25 protein-coding genes are annotated in these 15,367 nt (G+C 70.8%); 24 read left to right on the top strand and 1 reads right to left on the bottom strand.

Annotated features, from left to right (window positions below; translation table 11 throughout):
• Nucleotides 1-3: 3 nt before the first annotated feature.
• The 13 genes from AB0F70_RS16050 to AB0F70_RS15990 all read left to right on the top strand — a co-directional run bounded on the left by AB0F70_RS16050 (nt 4) and on the right by AB0F70_RS15990 (nt 5,734).
• A complete protein-coding gene (locus tag AB0F70_RS16050) occupies nt 4-471 on the top strand; it encodes a hypothetical protein (protein WP_357449819.1) in 468 nt (155 codons plus the stop codon).
• Nucleotides 468-725, top strand: coding sequence for a hypothetical protein (locus AB0F70_RS16045; RefSeq protein WP_357449816.1), 258 nt, complete (start codon nt 468-470; stop codon nt 723-725). Before AB0F70_RS16050 ends, AB0F70_RS16045 begins: the two co-directional genes overlap by 4 nt.
• Nucleotides 722-1,063: a hypothetical protein gene (locus AB0F70_RS16040; RefSeq protein WP_357449813.1), complete on the top strand. Its 342-nt coding sequence runs from the start codon at nt 722-724 to the stop codon at nt 1,061-1,063. The genes AB0F70_RS16045 and AB0F70_RS16040 overlap by 4 nt, the downstream gene beginning before the upstream one ends.
• Complete coding sequence (locus AB0F70_RS16035; RefSeq protein WP_357449809.1) at nt 1,063-1,362, top strand: hypothetical protein; 300 nt, start codon at nt 1,063-1,065, stop codon at nt 1,360-1,362. The genes AB0F70_RS16040 and AB0F70_RS16035 overlap by 1 nt, the downstream gene beginning before the upstream one ends.
• A gap of 187 nt (nt 1,363-1,549) precedes the next feature.
• The gene (locus AB0F70_RS16030) at nt 1,550-1,693 is read left to right on the top strand and encodes a hypothetical protein (protein ID WP_357449806.1); all 144 of its coding nucleotides are present in this window, start codon (nt 1,550-1,552) and stop codon (nt 1,691-1,693) included.
• A gap of 3 nt (nt 1,694-1,696) precedes the next feature.
• Nucleotides 1,697-2,251 (top strand): hypothetical protein, encoded by a 555-nt coding sequence (locus tag AB0F70_RS16025; RefSeq protein WP_357449803.1) that lies wholly within the window; start codon nt 1,697-1,699, stop codon nt 2,249-2,251.
• Nucleotides 2,248-2,481 carry a hypothetical protein gene (locus AB0F70_RS16020; protein ID WP_357449800.1) on the top strand — a complete coding sequence of 78 codons (234 nt, stop codon included), beginning with the start codon at nt 2,248-2,250 and terminating at the stop codon, nt 2,479-2,481. The genes AB0F70_RS16025 and AB0F70_RS16020 overlap by 4 nt, the downstream gene beginning before the upstream one ends.
• Nucleotides 2,474-2,881: a hypothetical protein gene (locus tag AB0F70_RS16015; RefSeq protein WP_357449797.1), complete on the top strand. Its 408-nt coding sequence runs from the start codon at nt 2,474-2,476 to the stop codon at nt 2,879-2,881. The genes AB0F70_RS16020 and AB0F70_RS16015 overlap by 8 nt, the downstream gene beginning before the upstream one ends.
• Nucleotides 2,882-2,883: 2 nt before the next feature.
• The gene (locus AB0F70_RS16010) at nt 2,884-3,276 is read left to right on the top strand and encodes a hypothetical protein (RefSeq protein WP_357449794.1); all 393 of its coding nucleotides are present in this window, start codon (nt 2,884-2,886) and stop codon (nt 3,274-3,276) included.
• Nucleotides 3,269-3,514 carry a hypothetical protein gene (locus tag AB0F70_RS16005; RefSeq protein ID WP_357449791.1) on the top strand — a complete coding sequence of 82 codons (246 nt, stop codon included), beginning with the start codon at nt 3,269-3,271 and terminating at the stop codon, nt 3,512-3,514. Before AB0F70_RS16010 ends, AB0F70_RS16005 begins: the two co-directional genes overlap by 8 nt.
• Nucleotides 3,511-3,759 carry a hypothetical protein gene (locus AB0F70_RS16000; protein ID WP_357449788.1) on the top strand — a complete coding sequence of 83 codons (249 nt, stop codon included), beginning with the start codon at nt 3,511-3,513 and terminating at the stop codon, nt 3,757-3,759. Before AB0F70_RS16005 ends, AB0F70_RS16000 begins: the two co-directional genes overlap by 4 nt.
• Before the next feature lie 182 nt (nt 3,760-3,941).
• Nucleotides 3,942-4,847: a hypothetical protein gene (locus AB0F70_RS15995; RefSeq protein WP_357449785.1), complete on the top strand. Its 906-nt coding sequence runs from the start codon at nt 3,942-3,944 to the stop codon at nt 4,845-4,847.
• Nucleotides 4,844-5,734 carry a hypothetical protein gene (locus tag AB0F70_RS15990; RefSeq protein ID WP_357449782.1) on the top strand — a complete coding sequence of 297 codons (891 nt, stop codon included), beginning with the start codon at nt 4,844-4,846 and terminating at the stop codon, nt 5,732-5,734. Before AB0F70_RS15995 ends, AB0F70_RS15990 begins: the two co-directional genes overlap by 4 nt.
• Nucleotides 5,735-6,100: 366 nt before the next feature.
• On the opposite strand, the gene AB0F70_RS15985 is transcribed toward AB0F70_RS15990, so the two are convergent.
• Nucleotides 6,101-6,415 (bottom strand): hypothetical protein, encoded by a 315-nt coding sequence (locus tag AB0F70_RS15985; RefSeq protein WP_357449779.1) that lies wholly within the window; start codon nt 6,413-6,415, stop codon nt 6,101-6,103.
• Between the two features lie 67 nt (nt 6,416-6,482).
• Here AB0F70_RS15985 and AB0F70_RS15980 point away from each other — a divergent pair, with 67 nt between their 5' ends.
• The 11 genes from AB0F70_RS15980 (at nt 6,483) to AB0F70_RS15930 (ending at nt 15,252) form a co-directional block, all read left to right on the top strand.
• Nucleotides 6,483-7,199: an AAA family ATPase gene (locus AB0F70_RS15980; RefSeq protein ID WP_357449776.1), complete on the top strand. Its 717-nt coding sequence runs from the start codon at nt 6,483-6,485 to the stop codon at nt 7,197-7,199.
• Between the two features lie 142 nt (nt 7,200-7,341).
• On the top strand, nt 7,342-7,794 hold the full coding sequence (locus AB0F70_RS15975) for a hypothetical protein (protein WP_357449773.1): 453 nt from the start codon (nt 7,342-7,344) through the stop codon (nt 7,792-7,794).
• Nucleotides 7,784-9,307, top strand: a complete 1,524-nt coding sequence (locus AB0F70_RS15970; RefSeq protein ID WP_357449770.1) for a hypothetical protein — start codon at nt 7,784-7,786, stop codon at nt 9,305-9,307. The genes AB0F70_RS15975 and AB0F70_RS15970 overlap by 11 nt, the downstream gene beginning before the upstream one ends.
• A complete protein-coding gene (locus AB0F70_RS15965; RefSeq protein ID WP_357449767.1) occupies nt 9,304-10,656 on the top strand; it encodes a phage portal protein in 1,353 nt (450 codons plus the stop codon). Before AB0F70_RS15970 ends, AB0F70_RS15965 begins: the two co-directional genes overlap by 4 nt.
• The gene (locus AB0F70_RS15960) at nt 10,653-11,582 is read left to right on the top strand and encodes an HK97 family phage prohead protease (RefSeq protein ID WP_357449764.1); all 930 of its coding nucleotides are present in this window, start codon (nt 10,653-10,655) and stop codon (nt 11,580-11,582) included. The genes AB0F70_RS15965 and AB0F70_RS15960 overlap by 4 nt, the downstream gene beginning before the upstream one ends.
• A 1-nt stretch (nt 11,583) precedes the next feature.
• The gene (locus AB0F70_RS15955) at nt 11,584-13,101 is read left to right on the top strand and encodes a phage major capsid protein (protein WP_357449761.1); all 1,518 of its coding nucleotides are present in this window, start codon (nt 11,584-11,586) and stop codon (nt 13,099-13,101) included.
• Nucleotides 13,102-13,173: 72 nt separating this feature from the next.
• Nucleotides 13,174-13,707: a hypothetical protein gene (locus AB0F70_RS15950; protein ID WP_357449758.1), complete on the top strand. Its 534-nt coding sequence runs from the start codon at nt 13,174-13,176 to the stop codon at nt 13,705-13,707.
• A 3-nt stretch (nt 13,708-13,710) separates the two neighbouring features.
• On the top strand, nt 13,711-14,052 hold the full coding sequence (locus AB0F70_RS15945) for a hypothetical protein (protein WP_357449755.1): 342 nt from the start codon (nt 13,711-13,713) through the stop codon (nt 14,050-14,052).
• On the top strand, nt 14,049-14,450 hold the full coding sequence (locus AB0F70_RS15940) for a hypothetical protein (RefSeq protein ID WP_357449752.1): 402 nt from the start codon (nt 14,049-14,051) through the stop codon (nt 14,448-14,450). The genes AB0F70_RS15945 and AB0F70_RS15940 overlap by 4 nt, the downstream gene beginning before the upstream one ends.
• Nucleotides 14,447-14,851 carry a hypothetical protein gene (locus tag AB0F70_RS15935; RefSeq protein WP_357449749.1) on the top strand — a complete coding sequence of 135 codons (405 nt, stop codon included), beginning with the start codon at nt 14,447-14,449 and terminating at the stop codon, nt 14,849-14,851. The genes AB0F70_RS15940 and AB0F70_RS15935 overlap by 4 nt, the downstream gene beginning before the upstream one ends.
• Nucleotides 14,848-15,252, top strand: coding sequence for a hypothetical protein (locus tag AB0F70_RS15930; protein ID WP_357449746.1), 405 nt, complete (start codon nt 14,848-14,850; stop codon nt 15,250-15,252). Before AB0F70_RS15935 ends, AB0F70_RS15930 begins: the two co-directional genes overlap by 4 nt.
• Nucleotides 15,253-15,367: the final 115 nt, after the last annotated feature.

Genomic DNA, 15,367 nt, shown 5'->3' with positions numbered 1-15,367 from the left:
CTGATGAACCCGACCATCCCCACGACCCGCTACGGCAAGGTGCGCTGCCAGATCTGCAAGGAGTTCTACGACATCGACGAGGGGCACGTGTGCCCCCTGGGCGGCGCCGCGGCGCCGACCCTGCCCGTCGACGTCGTCGACGTCGCCGCCGTCCCTGACGAGGACCGCCCGCACCCTGTCGGCCTGACGTGGGTCGCCCCGCTCGAGGCCCGCCCGATCGTCCTGGGCCCGTCGGCTGACCACCCGGAGCTGCGGCCGGCGCTCGCGCTCGACGCACACCGGTTCTGGTCCCACGCCCGGCACGGGCTCGCCGTCGGCCGCGCGGAGATCGACCTCGAGGAGGCCGCTGTCTGGTACGCGATCGCGCCGAACATGCGCACCGCGCCCGAGCGCCTGGCCTACCTGGTCGAGACCGCGGCGGTCCGGACTGCCGCGATCGACGCCTACGTGAACGCGGAGCACGCAGCGTGACGGCGCCCGTGCCGTTCACGGGCACCTGCCGGCAGTGCGGCAAGCCGTTCACGGGGCGCCGCGCGGGCAAGCTCTACTGCACGACGAAGTGCAAGTCCGCGTGGAACCACGCCCGCGACGCCGTAACAGTTAAGGACGACGCCGCGCGGACGGCGTTCGAACGGTTAGTGGCGATCGCGCCCGACGACGTGCTCGACGCGTTCGCCGCACACGTCGCCCTAACCGTTAGGGCACGTCGGGGTGATGCCCGATGACACGGACGCTCAAGACGTCGCGGTCACCGTTCGAGACCGTGCTGTGCGCTAACGGTTGCGGCGAGCAGATCCGCCTCGTGCGCCTGCTCGCCGACATCCCGACCCGCACGACGACGTACGTCCCGCTCGTCACCGGGTACCCGACCTACCACGGCGACGTCCCCGCGTCGCACGCGCTGTCTGCCGGCCGCAAGACGTGCCGGCAGCTGCGCCGCGGCGAGACCCCGGACCCGACCGAGGTCCCGGCCCTGATCCACCACGCGGTGTGCGCGGCCACCCGCCGCACGCCCGCGCCCGACTACGGCGACTTCGACCACTACACGGACGGAGACGACTGATGCCCTGGATCCGGATCAACGACGCGCACCTGGTCGCCCAGATCGACCCTGACGTGCTCGCGCTGCCGCAGGTCGACCTCCTCGCCGAGGTGCCGTGCTCGAGGGTGCCGCGCGGATGCCCGGACCCCGCACGGTGGGCGACCTGCCCGCCGTGCGGGCACCAGGTCTTCGCCTGCGACGTCTGCCGCCGCATCACCGACGCCAACGTGGCGAAGGAGATCGCCGTAGGCCTCAAGACGACCGTGTGCAACACCTGCGAGACCCGCGTACCGATGCCGATCTCCTGGCGGGACCTGTGACGGCGCCGACCGAGGAGCCGGCACCGCACGTGGTCCGGCTCTGGTGCGGGCCCTGCAAGGCGCTCGTGCCGATCCGGCCCACGCGGGCCTCGCAGAAGCCCCGCGGGCCCGTCGTGCAGCACGTCACCCCGGCCGCATGGGCCGACCACCGCGCCACCCACACCGATCGACCTAGGAGCACCGCACCATGACCGCCCGATCCCACACCCGCCGCCGTCGGCGCGAGAAGCGCACCGAGGCCGCCCGCCGTCGTGCAGCTGCTGCCCGCTACGGCACCACGCCAGCCCGCACCCGGGCCGACGACGACGAGACCCCCCGGAAGGACCGATGAACCGTGGCTGACCCGACCCCGATCGAGGCCGCGGCTGCAGCGCTGCGCGACGACGAGACGAAGCGGCTCGGCGTCGAGAAGACCCTCACGCCCGAACGCGCGATCCGCACGTTCTGGCAGCACATGGCCCGCACCGCCCTCACGGCGGCGATCGCCGCCATCGACCTGCCGCAGTTTGTCGTTCGCGCCGAGTACGCCTGGGCTGGGCGGCAGCCGTTCCTCGGGGTGAACCCGGCCGACCACCCATCGATACCGCAGTTCGTGGGCGCCGTTCTACACGCCGCACTGCTCCTCGAAGCCACCGAGGCGCCCGCGGTGTGGCGCTGCTCGCGGTGCGGCAGCGATCGGTGGGTCGGGTGGCGGGCAGGTCCCGCACAGGACGGCTTCCCGCGCCGGGCACAGTGCGTGCCGTGCGGCAACGTGCAAGGCCTCCCGGACGGAACCGCCGCCGAGGCGGGCGAAGCGGACCCCGGTCTGCTCGCGATCCTGCTCGGCTCGGTACTCGCCGTCCTCGCCGGCGCCGGCCTGGCCGCGCTCGCGACGGGACTCCTCGGATGAGCACCACGCACAGCTACCTGTCCAAGCGCCTCGGAATCCTGCGGTCCAACGCCGCGACAACCGAGCACGACATCGCCCGGCTGCAGAAGCAGCACGAGGCCCAGATCGCCGAGCTGGCCGAGATCGAGGCGGCGCTCGCTGTCATCAACGACCTGGCAGCGATCGAGGCCGGCACCGATCCGGACGAGACCGAGAACACCGAGACCCCTGGAGACACCACTGATGACTGACCAGACCACCCCCACACCTGCGCCCCGGCTCGCCGACGCCCTGCGGGACATCGCGGCCAGCAGCGCCGGCCCCGTCGATGGCTGGGACCTCGACCGGCTCGCCGCCCGTGCCGACGAGCTGCAGGCCAAGGCCGACGCGCACGACGCCGAGCCGGTCGAGCTCACGCCGCTGCAGGAGGCCCTGCTCGACGCGGTCCGCGACGTCGCCAACACGGCCGACGCCCCGGCCGCGCAGCACGCCGGCAAGCAGCTGGTGCGCATGGCCGCCGACGCGTTCGGCCTCGAGCGTCCCGAGGTCGAGACCGTAGTGCGAACGGGCGGCCTCGCTGACTTCATCTACGGCCGGCCTGTCGGTTTCGACGGCCGGGTACTCGGTCCCTTCAAGACCACGGGGGCCTGATCGTGACCACGCCGAGCAACGACCCTCAGCGCCCGCCCAAGGGGCCCGCGGGCGTGTCGACCCCGCTGCCGCCCGTGATCCTGGTGCAGCCCGAGATCATCGCGGCTCTCGACCGGCTCGCGGTTTCGATCGAGGGCCTCACGGCGGCGATCGTGCCCGACGACGACGGCGGCGCCGTGGAGGCGGAGTACTGCGGCGCCCCGATCTTCTACCGCGGCCGACGCGCCGACGCCTTCCCGCTCGTGTGCACCCGCTTCGCTGGCCACGACCCGGGCCATGTCGCCCGCGACACGGACGGCACGGTCATCGTGTGCCAGCTCGGCCGCCCGCCGGCCGCGCCCATCGGCTTCGTCTGCCCCGCGTGCGGCGAGACTCCGGCGGTGCACAGTGGCTGAACGGTGGGTAGTCCAGATCGCACACAACGCCGGCGTCTACCTCGGCCCGCCCGCGCCGGGCGTCGAACTGCTGCGGACGTCGCCCTCATCGACGCCACCGCAGGTCCGCGTCTCGGCCGAGGCGATCGCCGTCGGCCCGTCGGGTGACCTGCGGTTCTCCGACGGGAAGTACACCGTGCTCCACCTCGCACACGGCACGTGGACCTCCGTTGTGGCCGCCCAGGAGACCAAGAGGTGACCATCCGCACCACCCGAGCACCGGGCGAAGTCGGCCGTAACCGTACGGCCGGCTTCGTCCGTGCGCTCGCGCCCGGCTGGTTCTGGTCCTGCCATCTCTGCCCCAGCCACATGCTCCCGGCCTACGGCGAGCAGGACACCCGCGAGGCCGCCACCACGCGCCTCGCCGCCCACCAGCTCACTGATCACCTGGCATGGGTCCTCGCGGCCCTCGCATACCGAGCAGCACACAAGGAGGCGGCCTAGATGCCCTCGGCGCTCGCTGACCGTTCGAGACCCGCGCGCGGACCGCCGCGCGCCACTACGCACTGCCCACCACATGATCGACAGGAGACACCCGAGTGCCATGGACTCGTGCCGGCGACAGTGCCGCAACATACCCAGCGCTGATCCAGCTGCAGGGGGCACCAGGCGCCGATGAGCGCACGGTGAACGAGGTATTCGGGTGGCTCATGAGGAGCGCGTTCCAGTCGGCCGCGCACCTCACGGACTACGTGATCGACGCGGGGACCGCCTACATGCTGGGCGGCACCCGTACGGAAGAGCTGGTGCGTCTCTGCGTCGCGGCTGGACTGCTGACCGAGACGACCACCGGGAACGGGATCCGCGCATGGACGCTGATCCAGGACCCCGAGTTCATCCACATCCGGTTGCGCCAGGAGATCGAGTGGGAACGGCAGCAACGCAACGACACCAGGGACCCCGCACTCACCGTGCCAGTCAAGCGCCGCGACGGCGATAACTGCAGGTATTGCGGGGTCCTGGTGATGTACCGCGGCAAGAAGTCCAACCGGACCGCGACCATGGACCACCTGCGCCCGGGCGAGCCCGGCACGGTCGACACGCTCGTGGTCACGTGCCTCGGCTGCAACAGCGGCCGGAAGAACAACGTCGAGCTGTGGGACGACAACCACAAGATCCGGGACGCCCCGGTGATCCCGAACTATGGCAAGTGGACGGCGAAGTTCCTCACGGACAACGGCTGGCCGGTCCGGGTGAACGTCCGGAGCGACGACGAGAGCGCCACGGTGGCAGCAGCAGGTAACGCACGCCCTGATCAGGCTGTGCGACCCGTAGCGCCCCCGGCAGCCCGTCTGGCGCCCGTCGACGCACCTGAGGCGCCTACGCCCGCACAGGAGCCGCAGAAGTCGCCCCCGAAGTCGACATCCCAGGTCGACAGAACTAGTTCTGCCGGGTCGGGACGGGATGGGTTGGAGTCACCTACTGGTGCGCCTACAGGGCGTCGTCGACGTCGGGGCAAGCGTGGTGGGAAGGGCAGACCTGGGCCGAACACCCAGGTAACTGAGATCGAAGAACTGGGGGAAGCATCGTGAATCTGTCCAGATGCCAGGTAGGGAACGGTCGGTGTCAGCAGCTCGTGCCGCCCGGGATGGTGGTGTGCGGGTGGCACGCTGACCTGCTCGCGCTCGAGCTCCTCGGCGTGAGCTCGCTCCTCAACGCGCTCGAGGACGCACACGCCAAGGGCCAGCGGTTCTCCGTCGGCTCGACGTCGACGGGCAACCCCGACGAGGCCCCGGTGCCGTTCAACCGGAGAGCCGGCGACGCCCGGGCCGAGCTACTGACCGCGCTGACCACGGCGGCCGACCGGATCGCCGAGGAGCGCGAGCAGTTCCAGGCGTTCAACAGCGACCGGGCGATCGGCCCATGGCTAGCCCGGCAGGTGCCGTTCCTGCGCGCGCACCACGAGGGCGCCGAGCGGGTCGAGTACCTGCTCGCCGTGCTCGGCCAGGCGGCCCGCGTCGTCGACCGCCCGCCGGACCGTGTCTACCTCGGTCCGTGCGTCGGGCACATCGGCGTCGACGACGGGTCGGAGGTCCGGTGCACCGAGGAGCTGTATGCGGTGGAGAGCCGGCCCGAGTTCACGTGCCCGCGGTGCGGCTGGATCTACCAGCTGGCCGAGCGTCGCGCGCACCTGCTCGGCCTGACCACGGGCCTGCAGCTGGGCGCGACCGACTGCGCCCGTGCGCTGGCCGGCCTCGGCCTGGACGTCACGGCGTCGAGGGTCCGTGACTACGCGTCGCGGCACCTGATCGAGGCCGTCGAGGACAAGTACGGGAACGCCGTGCGGGTGCGTGGCCACGCGGTCTACCTGGTGGCCGACGTGCTCGCCGTCGTCGAGCGGATCGCCCACGAGCGGGGCAGGGACACGTCCGTGGTGGACAGCCTGCGCCGCATGGTCGACGGGCGGGCCGCAGGATGAGGCGGCTCATCCGCGAGCTGGTCGCGCACTTCACTACGCCCCGATGCGTCGTGTGCCGCACGAGGCAGGACCGCCCGGCGAACGTGTGCATGGGTCGCGGCGTGGTCGGGTTCCACCACATCTGGGAGCCCACACACTAGACACCCGCTTTTGCAAGGCGGGTGTGCACAGTGGCCGAATCGCCTGAACTGGGCGGCTACCGCCCGTCCGCCAGCGGACCAGAGCCCGGATCGTGGAGCACATGGTGAGCAGGACACGCCAGATCGCAGGTAGATGCGTGCGATCCGTGGGTCGTCTGCGCTAATGTGTGCCACGGTAAGAAGTACTGACGAAAGGCCCGGACACCACCAGGTGGCCGGGCCTTCGTCATGACTGCTGCGGTTCGTCCGCCGGGCTCCACGCGGGCCGGCCGTGCTCCGTGGCCAACCGGTCGTACGTGGCGATCGCCTCGTCCGTGCGCTCCTGCCACGACTCGACGAACTTCGCGAACTGCCTGGCTCGAAACGAGCCGGGCTTCTTCGCCTCGGCCTCGGCGGCCAGGCGCTGCTGCTCGGCGAGCTGCCGGGCGCACGTCTCCACGTTCTTCCGAGCGTCGGACATGAGCGAGTCGGTCAGCACCTCGTCGCTCGGCATGGCCTTGGCCGCCAGGTTCGCGGCCGCTCTCACTGTGCTTCTGCGCATCACGCCACGGTAGGCCTCCACCACGCTCGGCATAACGGTTAGGCCGGGTGAACTGCAGGAGGTGACCATGCCTCGGCTGGTGATCCTCCTGTTCGGTCCGCCTGGTGCGGGCAAGTCCACCGCGGCGCGTGAGCTCGCGGCCGAGCATGGCCTCAAGCTGTACGACCGGGACGACCCGCAGTGGACCAGCGAGCGGCAGTTCCGTGCAGCGCTGGCCGCCGTGGGTCAGGCCCGCGACGTGCGCGCCGTGGTGATCCGGGCAGGTGCCACCTCCACCGCGCGGGCCAAGGCTGGCGCTCTGGTGCGTGCGACGCACGGCTACCTGCTCGACCCCGGTCCCGATGTCTGCACCCGCCGCGTGCGGGCCCGTCGACGTGGTGACCTGGTGGCCAGCACCCGCGCGGTAGCCACCTGGTACACCACCCGTGACCACACCGACGCCGTGCCTGCCTGGCCCGGCCACCTCGAGGAGCCTGGCACCTGGCGCCCGGTGCGGCTGACCCAGCGTGGCACGTCGTACGCCGAGAAGCGCAAGCGATACGGGTACGCCCACCAGTTAGCACGCGAGGCGTGGAAGAAGCTGCTGCCCCTGCCCTGCACGGTGTGCGGCAAGCCGGTGACCGTGGTCATGCGCTGGCACCTGGACCACACCGACGACGGCGCCGGCTACCTCGGCCCGGCACACGAGCGGTGCAACACGGGCAAGGCCGCAGCGAAGAAGAACCGCCTCGCTGCAGCTGAGACCCGCCGCATCAACGCCGGCGGGAACTGGCTGCGTCTCTGACCCGGGGGGCGGGGTCGGATTCTCGAAAACCGCCAGAACAGGGGACCCCGGCCCCACCACAAAAAATGACGTGTACGGGGTCTGGGGATCTGGCATCTCTGCAGGTCAGAGCACGTATCTGGGGATTCGGGAGGTGGTCTGGATGGCAGGTCGCGGACCCGCTCCGACGGGCAAGAGCGAGGGCACACGCCGGCGGAACGCGCCCACGGTGCTCACCGTGGTGAAGGCGGACGACGTCCTGCGCGGCGAGGAGCTGCCAGAGCTGCCGGGCGACGACGAGTGGCCCGACGCGACGCTCGAGTGGTGGGACACGTGGCGGCGCTCGCCGCAGGCGCAGAACTTCACCGATACGGACTGGTCGTTCCTCCTGGACACCGCGCTGCTGCACATGGCGTTCTGGGACGGCGACGCCGGCGTCGCCGCCGAGCTGCGGCTGCGCGTCGCGAAGTTCGGCGCCACCCCGGAGGACCGCGCGCGACTGCGCCTGTCGATCGGTGACGCGCCGGGCAGGACGAAGCCGGCGCCCGCCGGGCGCAGGCCGGCCGCCCGGACGCGCCGCAAGGCCGACATCAGCAAGGCCATAGATGCAGGCTGACGCCCCGTCACTCGGCTGGGCGGCGATTGACTGGATCGAGCACTACCTCGTCCACGGTCCGGGCGACGTGCAGGGCCAGGCCGTCGAGCTGGACGCCGAGTTCGCGGCGTTCGTCGTCAAGGCGTACGAGCTCAAGCCGCGCGCCGGCGCCCGGATCAAGCGCCGCGCGTTCCTGTCCCGGGCCAAGGGCAGATCCAAGTCCGGACTGGCCGGGTTCATCGAGTGCTTCGAGGCGCTCGGCCCGTGCCGGTTCGACCACTGGGCCGAAGAGGGCGAGATCTCCGACTGGGGATACGAGTACGAAGAGGGCGAGCCGGTCGGCGCGCCACTGCGCTACGTCGAGTGCCTGAACGTCGCGACCGAAGAAGACCAGGCCGGCAACACGTACGACGCCGTCTACTACATCCTCAACCCCGACACCTGCTCCGACGAGCTGCTGGCCGACTACGGCGCCGTCGACGTCGGCCTGGCCCAGATCAACCTGCCCGACAAGCGCGGGTTCATCAAGCCCGTCACGTCTGCGGACAAGAGCGCCGACGGCGGCAAGTCGACGTTCATCGTCGCGGACGAGACCCACCTGTGGGTCCTGCCCCGACTCAAGCGGCTGCACGGCGTCATGACCCGCAACCTGCTCAAGCGGAAGATCGCGTCCGGCTGGATGCTCGAGACGTCGACCATGTACGCCGAGGGCGAGGACAGCGTCGCCGAGGGCACCCACGCCTACGCGAAGAACGCGTCCGAGAAGGTGCGCCGCGCGCTGCTGTTCGACCACCGGCAGGCCGACCAGAAATGGGACCTGAACAAGCGCTCCGAGCGCCTCAAGGCCCTACGCGAGGCGTACGGCCCGGCGGCCGCATGGATGGACCTGCAGGCGCTCGCGGACTCGTGGGACGACCCACAGGTCACGGAGGCGGACTTCCGCCGGTACTGGCTCAACCAGCCCGTGCCGCTGGTGGAGAAGCCGCCGTCGCTCTTCCCGACCTGGGCCGGCCTCCGCCTCGAGGACGGCGTCCCGGTCCCGCGGATCGAGGCGCTCGGAATCATGGCCGACTTCCAGCGCGTGTGGCTCTCGCTGGGCTCCTACGGCGGCGGCCACCTCGGCGCCGTCGAGAAGCTGTCGTACGTCGCGGGCAAGGCCGAGTTCATCGCCTACACCGCGCGCGTCGCGCTCAAGCTCGACGTGCCCGTCGCCATCCAGGAGAAGACCGGAGCGGCGCTGCTCGCCGAAGCGCTCACGGAAAAGGGCGTGCGGGTCGAGCTCGTCCCGTTCGCCGGCGTCGCCCGCGCCTGCGACGACATCGCCGACGCCATCACCACCGCCCAAGCCACCCACGGCGACTACGACGCGCTGAACGCGGCCGTCGAGATCGCGCGCTGGACCGACGTAGGGAAGCAACGAGTGTTCGATTCGAAGGCAGGTGACGTGTCCATGCTCGAAGCGGTGACCCTTGCCCGCCACATCGCGACCGCCGGCGCTCCGGTAGAGGTCGAGCCGTGGGCGGCCTGGACATGAGGTGGCCCTGGAAGCGCGAGAAGCGCAGCATCCTGACCACGGACGAGTACATCGAGGCCGTGCGCCGGGGCATGGGCATCGGGTACGAGCAGACGCTCACGCAGACCGGCGTCGAGCGGATCGCCCCGGACTACGCGGTGCTCGCCTCGCGGGCGTACGCCGGCAACTCGACGGTGTTCGCGGTCATGGACACCCGGGCAAAGGTGTTCTCTGGCGGCCGGTTCCGCTGGCGCCGGGTGCTCGACGGGCGCCCGTCTGACTACTTCGGCTCGGCTGACCTGGCGATCCTCGAGCGGCCGTGGGCCGGCGGCACGACACAGAACCTCATGGCCCGGATGATCAACGACGCCGACGCCGCGGGCAACTCGTTCTGGATCCGGCACGACGACGAGCTGGTGCGGCTGCGGCCGGACTGGGTCGAGATCGCCGTCGAGCCGCTGATGCTGGACGACGCGCAGATCGGGTGGCGCAAGCTCGGCTACCTGTACTACGAGGGCGGCAAGGGCTACGGCCTCGGCGCCGCGGCGTTCCTCCCGGACGAGGTCGCGCACTTCATGCCGGTACCGGACCCGCTGCACCCCTTCCGTGGGATGTCGTGGCTCACGCCCCTGGTCCGCGAGCTCGAGGTCGACACCCTGATGGCGCGGCACCAGGAGAAGTTCTTCGAGAACGGCGCCACCCCGAACATGGTTGTCAGGCATGCGGTGGGTACGCAGAAGGCCGACATCCTCGCGTTCGACAAGGCGCTGACCGACAAGCACGTCGGCGTCGAGAACGCGTACAAGACGCTGAACCTGTACCCCGGTGCGGACGCGACGGTCGTCGGTCTGGACATGGACAAGATCGACTTCTCGAACCTGCGCGGTGACGGCGAGACGCGCATCGCCGCGGCGGGTGGCACACCGCCGATCGTGGCCGGCCTCAAGGAGGGCCTGGAGTCGGCGACGTACGGCAACTACGCGCAGGCCCGCCGGCGGTTCGCTGACGGCACCATGCACCCGATGTGGCGTGAGGCTGCCGGATCGCTCGAGGTGCTGCTCGAGGTGCCGTTCGCGGCCGAGCTCGCGCACGACGCCTCCGAGATCCCGTTCCTGCGCGAGGACGAGGGCGACGCCGCGACCATCCAGCAGACGCGGGCCTCGACGATCACGTCGCTGATCACCGCCGGCTACGAGCCGGCGTCGGTCGCGGCCGCCGTCGACGCCGACGACTTCCGGCTGCTGGTGCACACCGGCCTCTACTCGGTCCAGCTGCAGCCGGCCGGCGCCCTCGATCCGGCCGCGGAGCCGGCGGCCATCGAGCCCGCGCGAGGCGCGGAGCTCATCCACTTCGGCAGGAGGACAGCATGACCGTGATCGACCAGGAGCGCGCTGCACGCCCGCCCCGCGAGGGGCTGCGACGAGAGGCGCCATTCACGCTGCGCGCCGTCGACGACGGCGGCGAGACGAACGACGGCCTGACGTTCGACGGGTTCGGCGCGGTGTTCAACCGCGAGACCATCATCGACTCGTGGGAGGGCAGGTTCCGCGAGAAGCTCCTGCCCGGGTCGATGAAGAAGTCGTTCCGCGAGCTCACGCCGATCATCCAGTTCGACCACGGCCGGCACCCGCTCCTCGGCTCGCTGCCGCTGGGCCGCATGGAAGCCGGCTATCCCCGCGAGGAGACCGACCCCGAGCTCGCGCCCGAGGGCGGCGCCCGCGTGCTGGCCCGGCTGCACGACAACTGGCTGACGCAGCCGTTCCGCGACGCGATCGCGTCCGGCTCGGTCGACGGCATGTCGTTCCGGTTCGGCGTCGTCAAGGAGGACTGGACCACCTTCGACGGCCGCAAGGTCACCGACACCAACGAGCTGTGGGAACTGCTGGCCCGGTCGTGGCGCGAGGACGTGCCCGACGAGGAGCTGATGCTGCGCTCGCTGCGTGAGGTCAAGGTGCCCGAGATCGGGCCCGTCGTGTGGCCGGCCTACGCCGACACCAGCGCCTCGGTGCGATCGCGCACCATCACCATCGATCTCGCCCGGCTCCACGAGCCGGCCGAGCGATCAAAGCTTGCCAGCGCCGCGCTCGCCGCGGACCTGGCGGAGGGAACCGAGCAGCCGAGCACTCCCACGGGAGCAGCGGAGCACTCACGCGACCTCGACGGCGAGCAGCCGCGCACTCCCACGGGAGCAGCAGAGCACTCGACGACCCCCGCGCAGCCGCTCAACCGAGCGGCGGAGTTCGTCCGGCACCTGCCGGTCGACGTGCGCACCATCCACGTACGAAAGGACGCCTGACATGGCGGACGAGATCGAGGGCACGCCGACCGTGGCGGTCCTCAACCACGCCCAGACGTTGGCCCGGATGGGTGAGGTCCAGTCGGAGCTCGAGCGACTCGCCGAGTTCGACACCCTCACCCCCGAGGACGACTCCTACTTCGGCGAGCTGCGTGACACGTTCATGCAGCTCGACACCCACCGCAAGTCCCTCGAGCGCAAGGCGGACCTGGCCAAGGTCCGTGCGGCCGCCCAGGGCGTCACGGCGTCGCGGCTGGTCCCGGCCAACGGCGGCACCGAGGGACGCGGTAGCGGCATGGACCGCGACCCGCTGGCCAACCCGCGTGACACCGGCGACGAGCGCGCCGGCGACCCGTGGGACCTGCGCGGCATCCGGTACTTCGGGCGCGACAAGCTCGAGGTCGCGTCCGAGCTGCGTGCACGGGCCATGGACGCGATCGAGCGGATGCCCGGCGCGACCGACGCCGTCCGCCAGGCCGCGACGCTCATCATCGAGCGGAACGACGACGAGGACTCCACGATCGCGCAGCTCGCGCTCATGACGTCCTCGCCGACGTACGTGCGGGCGTGGGCCAAGATGGCGCGCAACCCGCAGCACCCGAACCTCACCCAGGAGGAGAACAACGCGCTCACGCGCGCCATGTCCCTCACGGACGGTAACGGCGGGTACCTGGTGCCCTTCCAGCTCGACCCGACGGTCATCATCACCGGCGCAGGGTCGTTCAACCAGATCCGGCAGATCGCCCGCCAGGTGGTCGCGACCGGCGACGTCTGGCACGGCGTCGCGTCCGACGCCGTCTCGTGGTCCTGGGACGGCGAGGCCTCCGAAAGCTCGGACGACTCGACCACGTTCGTGCAGCCCGAGGTCCCGGTGCACACCGCGCGCGGCTTCGTCCCGATCTCGATCGAGGCGTCGATGGACGAGCAGAACGTGACGACCGAGGTCGGCCGTCTGCTCGCCCGGGGCAAGGACGACCTGGAGTCGGTGGCATTCGCCACGGGCTCCGGCACGGGCCAGCCCACGGGCATCGTCACGGCGCTCGCGGCTTCGGCCGGCGGTGCGTCGCTGGTGGCCCCGACGACTCCGGAGACGCTCGCTTCGGCCGACATCTACAAGGTGCGTGACGCGCTGTCGGCGAAGTACCGGGCGCACGCCTCGTGGCTGGCGAACAACCTGATCTACTCGCGGGTCCGCCAGCTGGACACGACCGAGCAGAACGGGCTGCTGTCCCCGGACGGTCGCCTGCTCGAGCAGGCCAAGTACGAGGCGGAGGCGATGGACGGGTCGTTCGACCCGGCGGCCACCTCGGCGCACAACTACCTGCTCATCGACGGTGACTTCGACAACTACGTCATCGCCGACCGGATCGGGATGACCGTCGAGTTCATCCCGCACCTGTTCCACGTGGCCAACAACCGCCCGTCCGGTCAGCGCGGCTGGTTCGCGTACTACCGCACCGGCGCCGACTCCGTGAACGACGGCGCCTTCCGGATGCTCGACATCCCCACCACGGCCTGATCTCAGGTCACCACTGCCAGGGGCGGGCCGCACGTGCGGGCCGCCCCTGGTGCTACCCGGAAAGGAGCGGCCATGAGCACGCTTCGCGCGAACGTGTCCTTCAACGTCGGGACCCTGATCGTCCACCGCGGCGACCTGGTGGACTCCAGCTCGACCATCATCAAGGGGCGCGAACACCTCTTCGACGCCGTCGAGACCGCGGTGCTCTCGCCCCGTGCCCTCGAGACCGCATCTGCAGCCCCCGGCACCCGCCGCCGGCGCAGCAAGCGCGCCGCCAAGCCCAAGGCGCCAGCCAAGCCTGCGGCCACCCCGGACCCCGCCGTCGCACCGACGCCGGCCGTGGTGCCCGTCGACGCCGTCGTGCAGCCCGTCGGCGAGGCCGGCACCGAGCCCGTCGAGCTCGAGGCCGGCGCACAGATCTCCCCGCCGGCCGACGTCGACGACGCCGACCAGGAGCCCGCCGACGACGTCGACGACAGCGACCAGGACGACGTCGACGACGCCGACCAGGACGACGCCGACGACGCCGACCAGGACGACGCCGACGACGCCGACGACGACCAGCTGCCCGCCGACGACGCCGGCGCCACGCCGCCCACGGCGTAGCACGTGGCCGTCACCGCGCAGAACCTGCTGACCGAGGCAGGCGCCGACGAGACCGACCTCCCGCTCGCGGAGCGGTGCGTCCCGCTCGCGCTGTCGTTCGTGACGCAGTACCAGCTCGAATCCGACCCGGAAGAGCTGATCACTGTTCCGCCGATCGTCGTCGACGAGGCGGTGCTGCGCTGCGCGGAGGACATCTTCACCCGCTCGAAGTCAACGAACGGGGTCATGATGACCAACTTCGAGGGCGCCGAGGACGGCGGTGTCGTGGTGCGCATCGGCCGCGACCCGCTCGCGCCCGTCTACCCGATCTTCCGCCGCTGGTACAACCCCGTGAGCGCCGTATGAGCGCCCCGTGGGACCAGCAGGAGGCGCTCGCGGAGCTGCTGACGACCGCGGGCCTGCCGACGTCGCCGCAGGTCCCTGAGAAGAAGACGACGCCGCTCCGGTACGTCCTGACCGCGGACCCCTGGATCGCCTCCGGTCAGTCGCTCGGCTCGTGGCGGGTGCGCTTCCGCGTCGTGTGCGTGACGGGCAAGGGGACCAACGCCGTGCAGATGACCGAGCTCGGCGACATGGTCCGCGCGGTGATCCGCGCGCTCAAGGGATCGCGGTACGCCGTCGACGCCGACGCCGTCGACGAGCCGGCGGTCATGTCCACCGCGACGGGCAACACGCTCGGCGCGGCCATCAACATCAGCACCGGTCTCAGCCGGGCGGAATTCGAGGAGGTACCAGCACCATGACGAGCATCAACGGGCGGGACATGGTCCTGATGGTCGACGCGATCGACCGTTCGGACGAGTGCACCGTCGCGAGCTTCGGGTACGGGTCGAGGCAGACGTTCGGGGACATGCGCGGCGTGGTCCCCAAGCTGCTGAACATGACCGTGCTGCAGGACCTCGCCGCAGGGTCCCTGTACCGGAAGGCGATCACGGCGGGCGGCGTGCCGGTCGCGGGGATCATCAAGCCGTTTGGCAACGCCGCAGCGTCGGTTGCCGCGCCGCACTTCACGTTCAACGTGGCCCCGGTCGGGGTCAGCGGTGACGTGTTCCTGGGCGGCGAGGCCGCCGAGGACGCCTCCGAGGGCCTGACCGTGGACCTCGCGTGGCTCATCACCGACTGGGACGAGGACACGGGCGCATGAGCGACACCGACGAGAAGACCCCCGTCGTGGGCATGACCGCCTCCGACTTCTTCGAGACCGTCACGGGGTACGAGGAGCACGCCATCAAGAAGGCGTGGAACGGGATCGTGCCGGTCAAGATCAGCAAGGAGGACCCCGCCACGTGGATGCGCACGCTCGTGTTCATCCACTACAAGCGTGAGGGTCGGCCCGCGGACATCGCGAAGAACGACGCCCTGCAGCTGACGATCGGCGAGGTCGGGGCGTTCTTCCTCGAGGACACCAAGCACAGCCCCGCACAGAAGATGCACGTAGCACTCGCTGCCGTGCTCGACGCGGAGTCCCTGGAGACGGCGCAGGCGGCCGCACGCAAGGCGCTGGAGGGCCAGACGGCCGCTGGTGCGTCGGGGGAAGCGGAGTAACCGCAGAGCGCGAGCTCGCGGTGTGGTGCCGCGCCACCCGGCAACCGGCGCAGTCCTGGTTCCTCCTGTCCCGTGCCGAGCGCCGGGCGATGGCCGACCTCGCGGACGAGATCCG

Origin of the sequence: Promicromonospora sp. NPDC023805, from assembly GCF_040639635.1 — a bacterium.
In the GTDB taxonomy this organism is placed as follows: domain Bacteria; phylum Actinomycetota; class Actinomycetes; order Actinomycetales; family Cellulomonadaceae; genus Promicromonospora.
This window is presented reverse-complemented; position numbering and strand designations above follow the sequence as displayed.

What these genes read in the sequence shown, in the direction of transcription:
- AB0F70_RS16050 (WP_357449819.1), top strand. Translation starts at nt 4, where the DNA reads ATGAACCCGACCATCCCCACGACCCGCTACGGCAAGGTGCGCTGCCAG.
- AB0F70_RS16040 (WP_357449813.1), top strand. Translation starts at nt 722, where the DNA reads ATGACACGGACGCTCAAGACGTCGCGGTCACCGTTCGAGACCGTGCTG.
- AB0F70_RS16035 (WP_357449809.1), top strand. Translation starts at nt 1,063, where the DNA reads ATGCCCTGGATCCGGATCAACGACGCGCACCTGGTCGCCCAGATCGAC.
- AB0F70_RS16030 (WP_357449806.1), top strand. Translation starts at nt 1,550, where the DNA reads ATGACCGCCCGATCCCACACCCGCCGCCGTCGGCGCGAGAAGCGCACC.
- AB0F70_RS16020 (WP_357449800.1), top strand. Translation starts at nt 2,248, where the DNA reads ATGAGCACCACGCACAGCTACCTGTCCAAGCGCCTCGGAATCCTGCGG.
- AB0F70_RS16015 (WP_357449797.1), top strand. Translation starts at nt 2,474, where the DNA reads ATGACTGACCAGACCACCCCCACACCTGCGCCCCGGCTCGCCGACGCC.
- AB0F70_RS15985 (WP_357449779.1), bottom strand. Translation starts at nt 6,415, where the DNA reads ATGCGCAGAAGCACAGTGAGAGCGGCCGCGAACCTGGCGGCCAAGGCC.
- AB0F70_RS15980 (WP_357449776.1), top strand. Translation starts at nt 6,483, where the DNA reads ATGCCTCGGCTGGTGATCCTCCTGTTCGGTCCGCCTGGTGCGGGCAAG.
- AB0F70_RS15975 (WP_357449773.1), top strand. Translation starts at nt 7,342, where the DNA reads ATGGCAGGTCGCGGACCCGCTCCGACGGGCAAGAGCGAGGGCACACGC.
- AB0F70_RS15970 (WP_357449770.1), top strand. Translation starts at nt 7,784, where the DNA reads ATGCAGGCTGACGCCCCGTCACTCGGCTGGGCGGCGATTGACTGGATC.
- AB0F70_RS15965 (WP_357449767.1), top strand. Translation starts at nt 9,304, where the DNA reads ATGAGGTGGCCCTGGAAGCGCGAGAAGCGCAGCATCCTGACCACGGAC.
- AB0F70_RS15960 (WP_357449764.1), top strand. Translation starts at nt 10,653, where the DNA reads ATGACCGTGATCGACCAGGAGCGCGCTGCACGCCCGCCCCGCGAGGGG.
- AB0F70_RS15955 (WP_357449761.1), top strand. Translation starts at nt 11,584, where the DNA reads ATGGCGGACGAGATCGAGGGCACGCCGACCGTGGCGGTCCTCAACCAC.
- AB0F70_RS15950 (WP_357449758.1), top strand. Translation starts at nt 13,174, where the DNA reads ATGAGCACGCTTCGCGCGAACGTGTCCTTCAACGTCGGGACCCTGATC.
- AB0F70_RS15940 (WP_357449752.1), top strand. Translation starts at nt 14,049, where the DNA reads ATGAGCGCCCCGTGGGACCAGCAGGAGGCGCTCGCGGAGCTGCTGACG.
- AB0F70_RS15935 (WP_357449749.1), top strand. Translation starts at nt 14,447, where the DNA reads ATGACGAGCATCAACGGGCGGGACATGGTCCTGATGGTCGACGCGATC.
- AB0F70_RS15930 (WP_357449746.1), top strand. Translation starts at nt 14,848, where the DNA reads ATGAGCGACACCGACGAGAAGACCCCCGTCGTGGGCATGACCGCCTCC.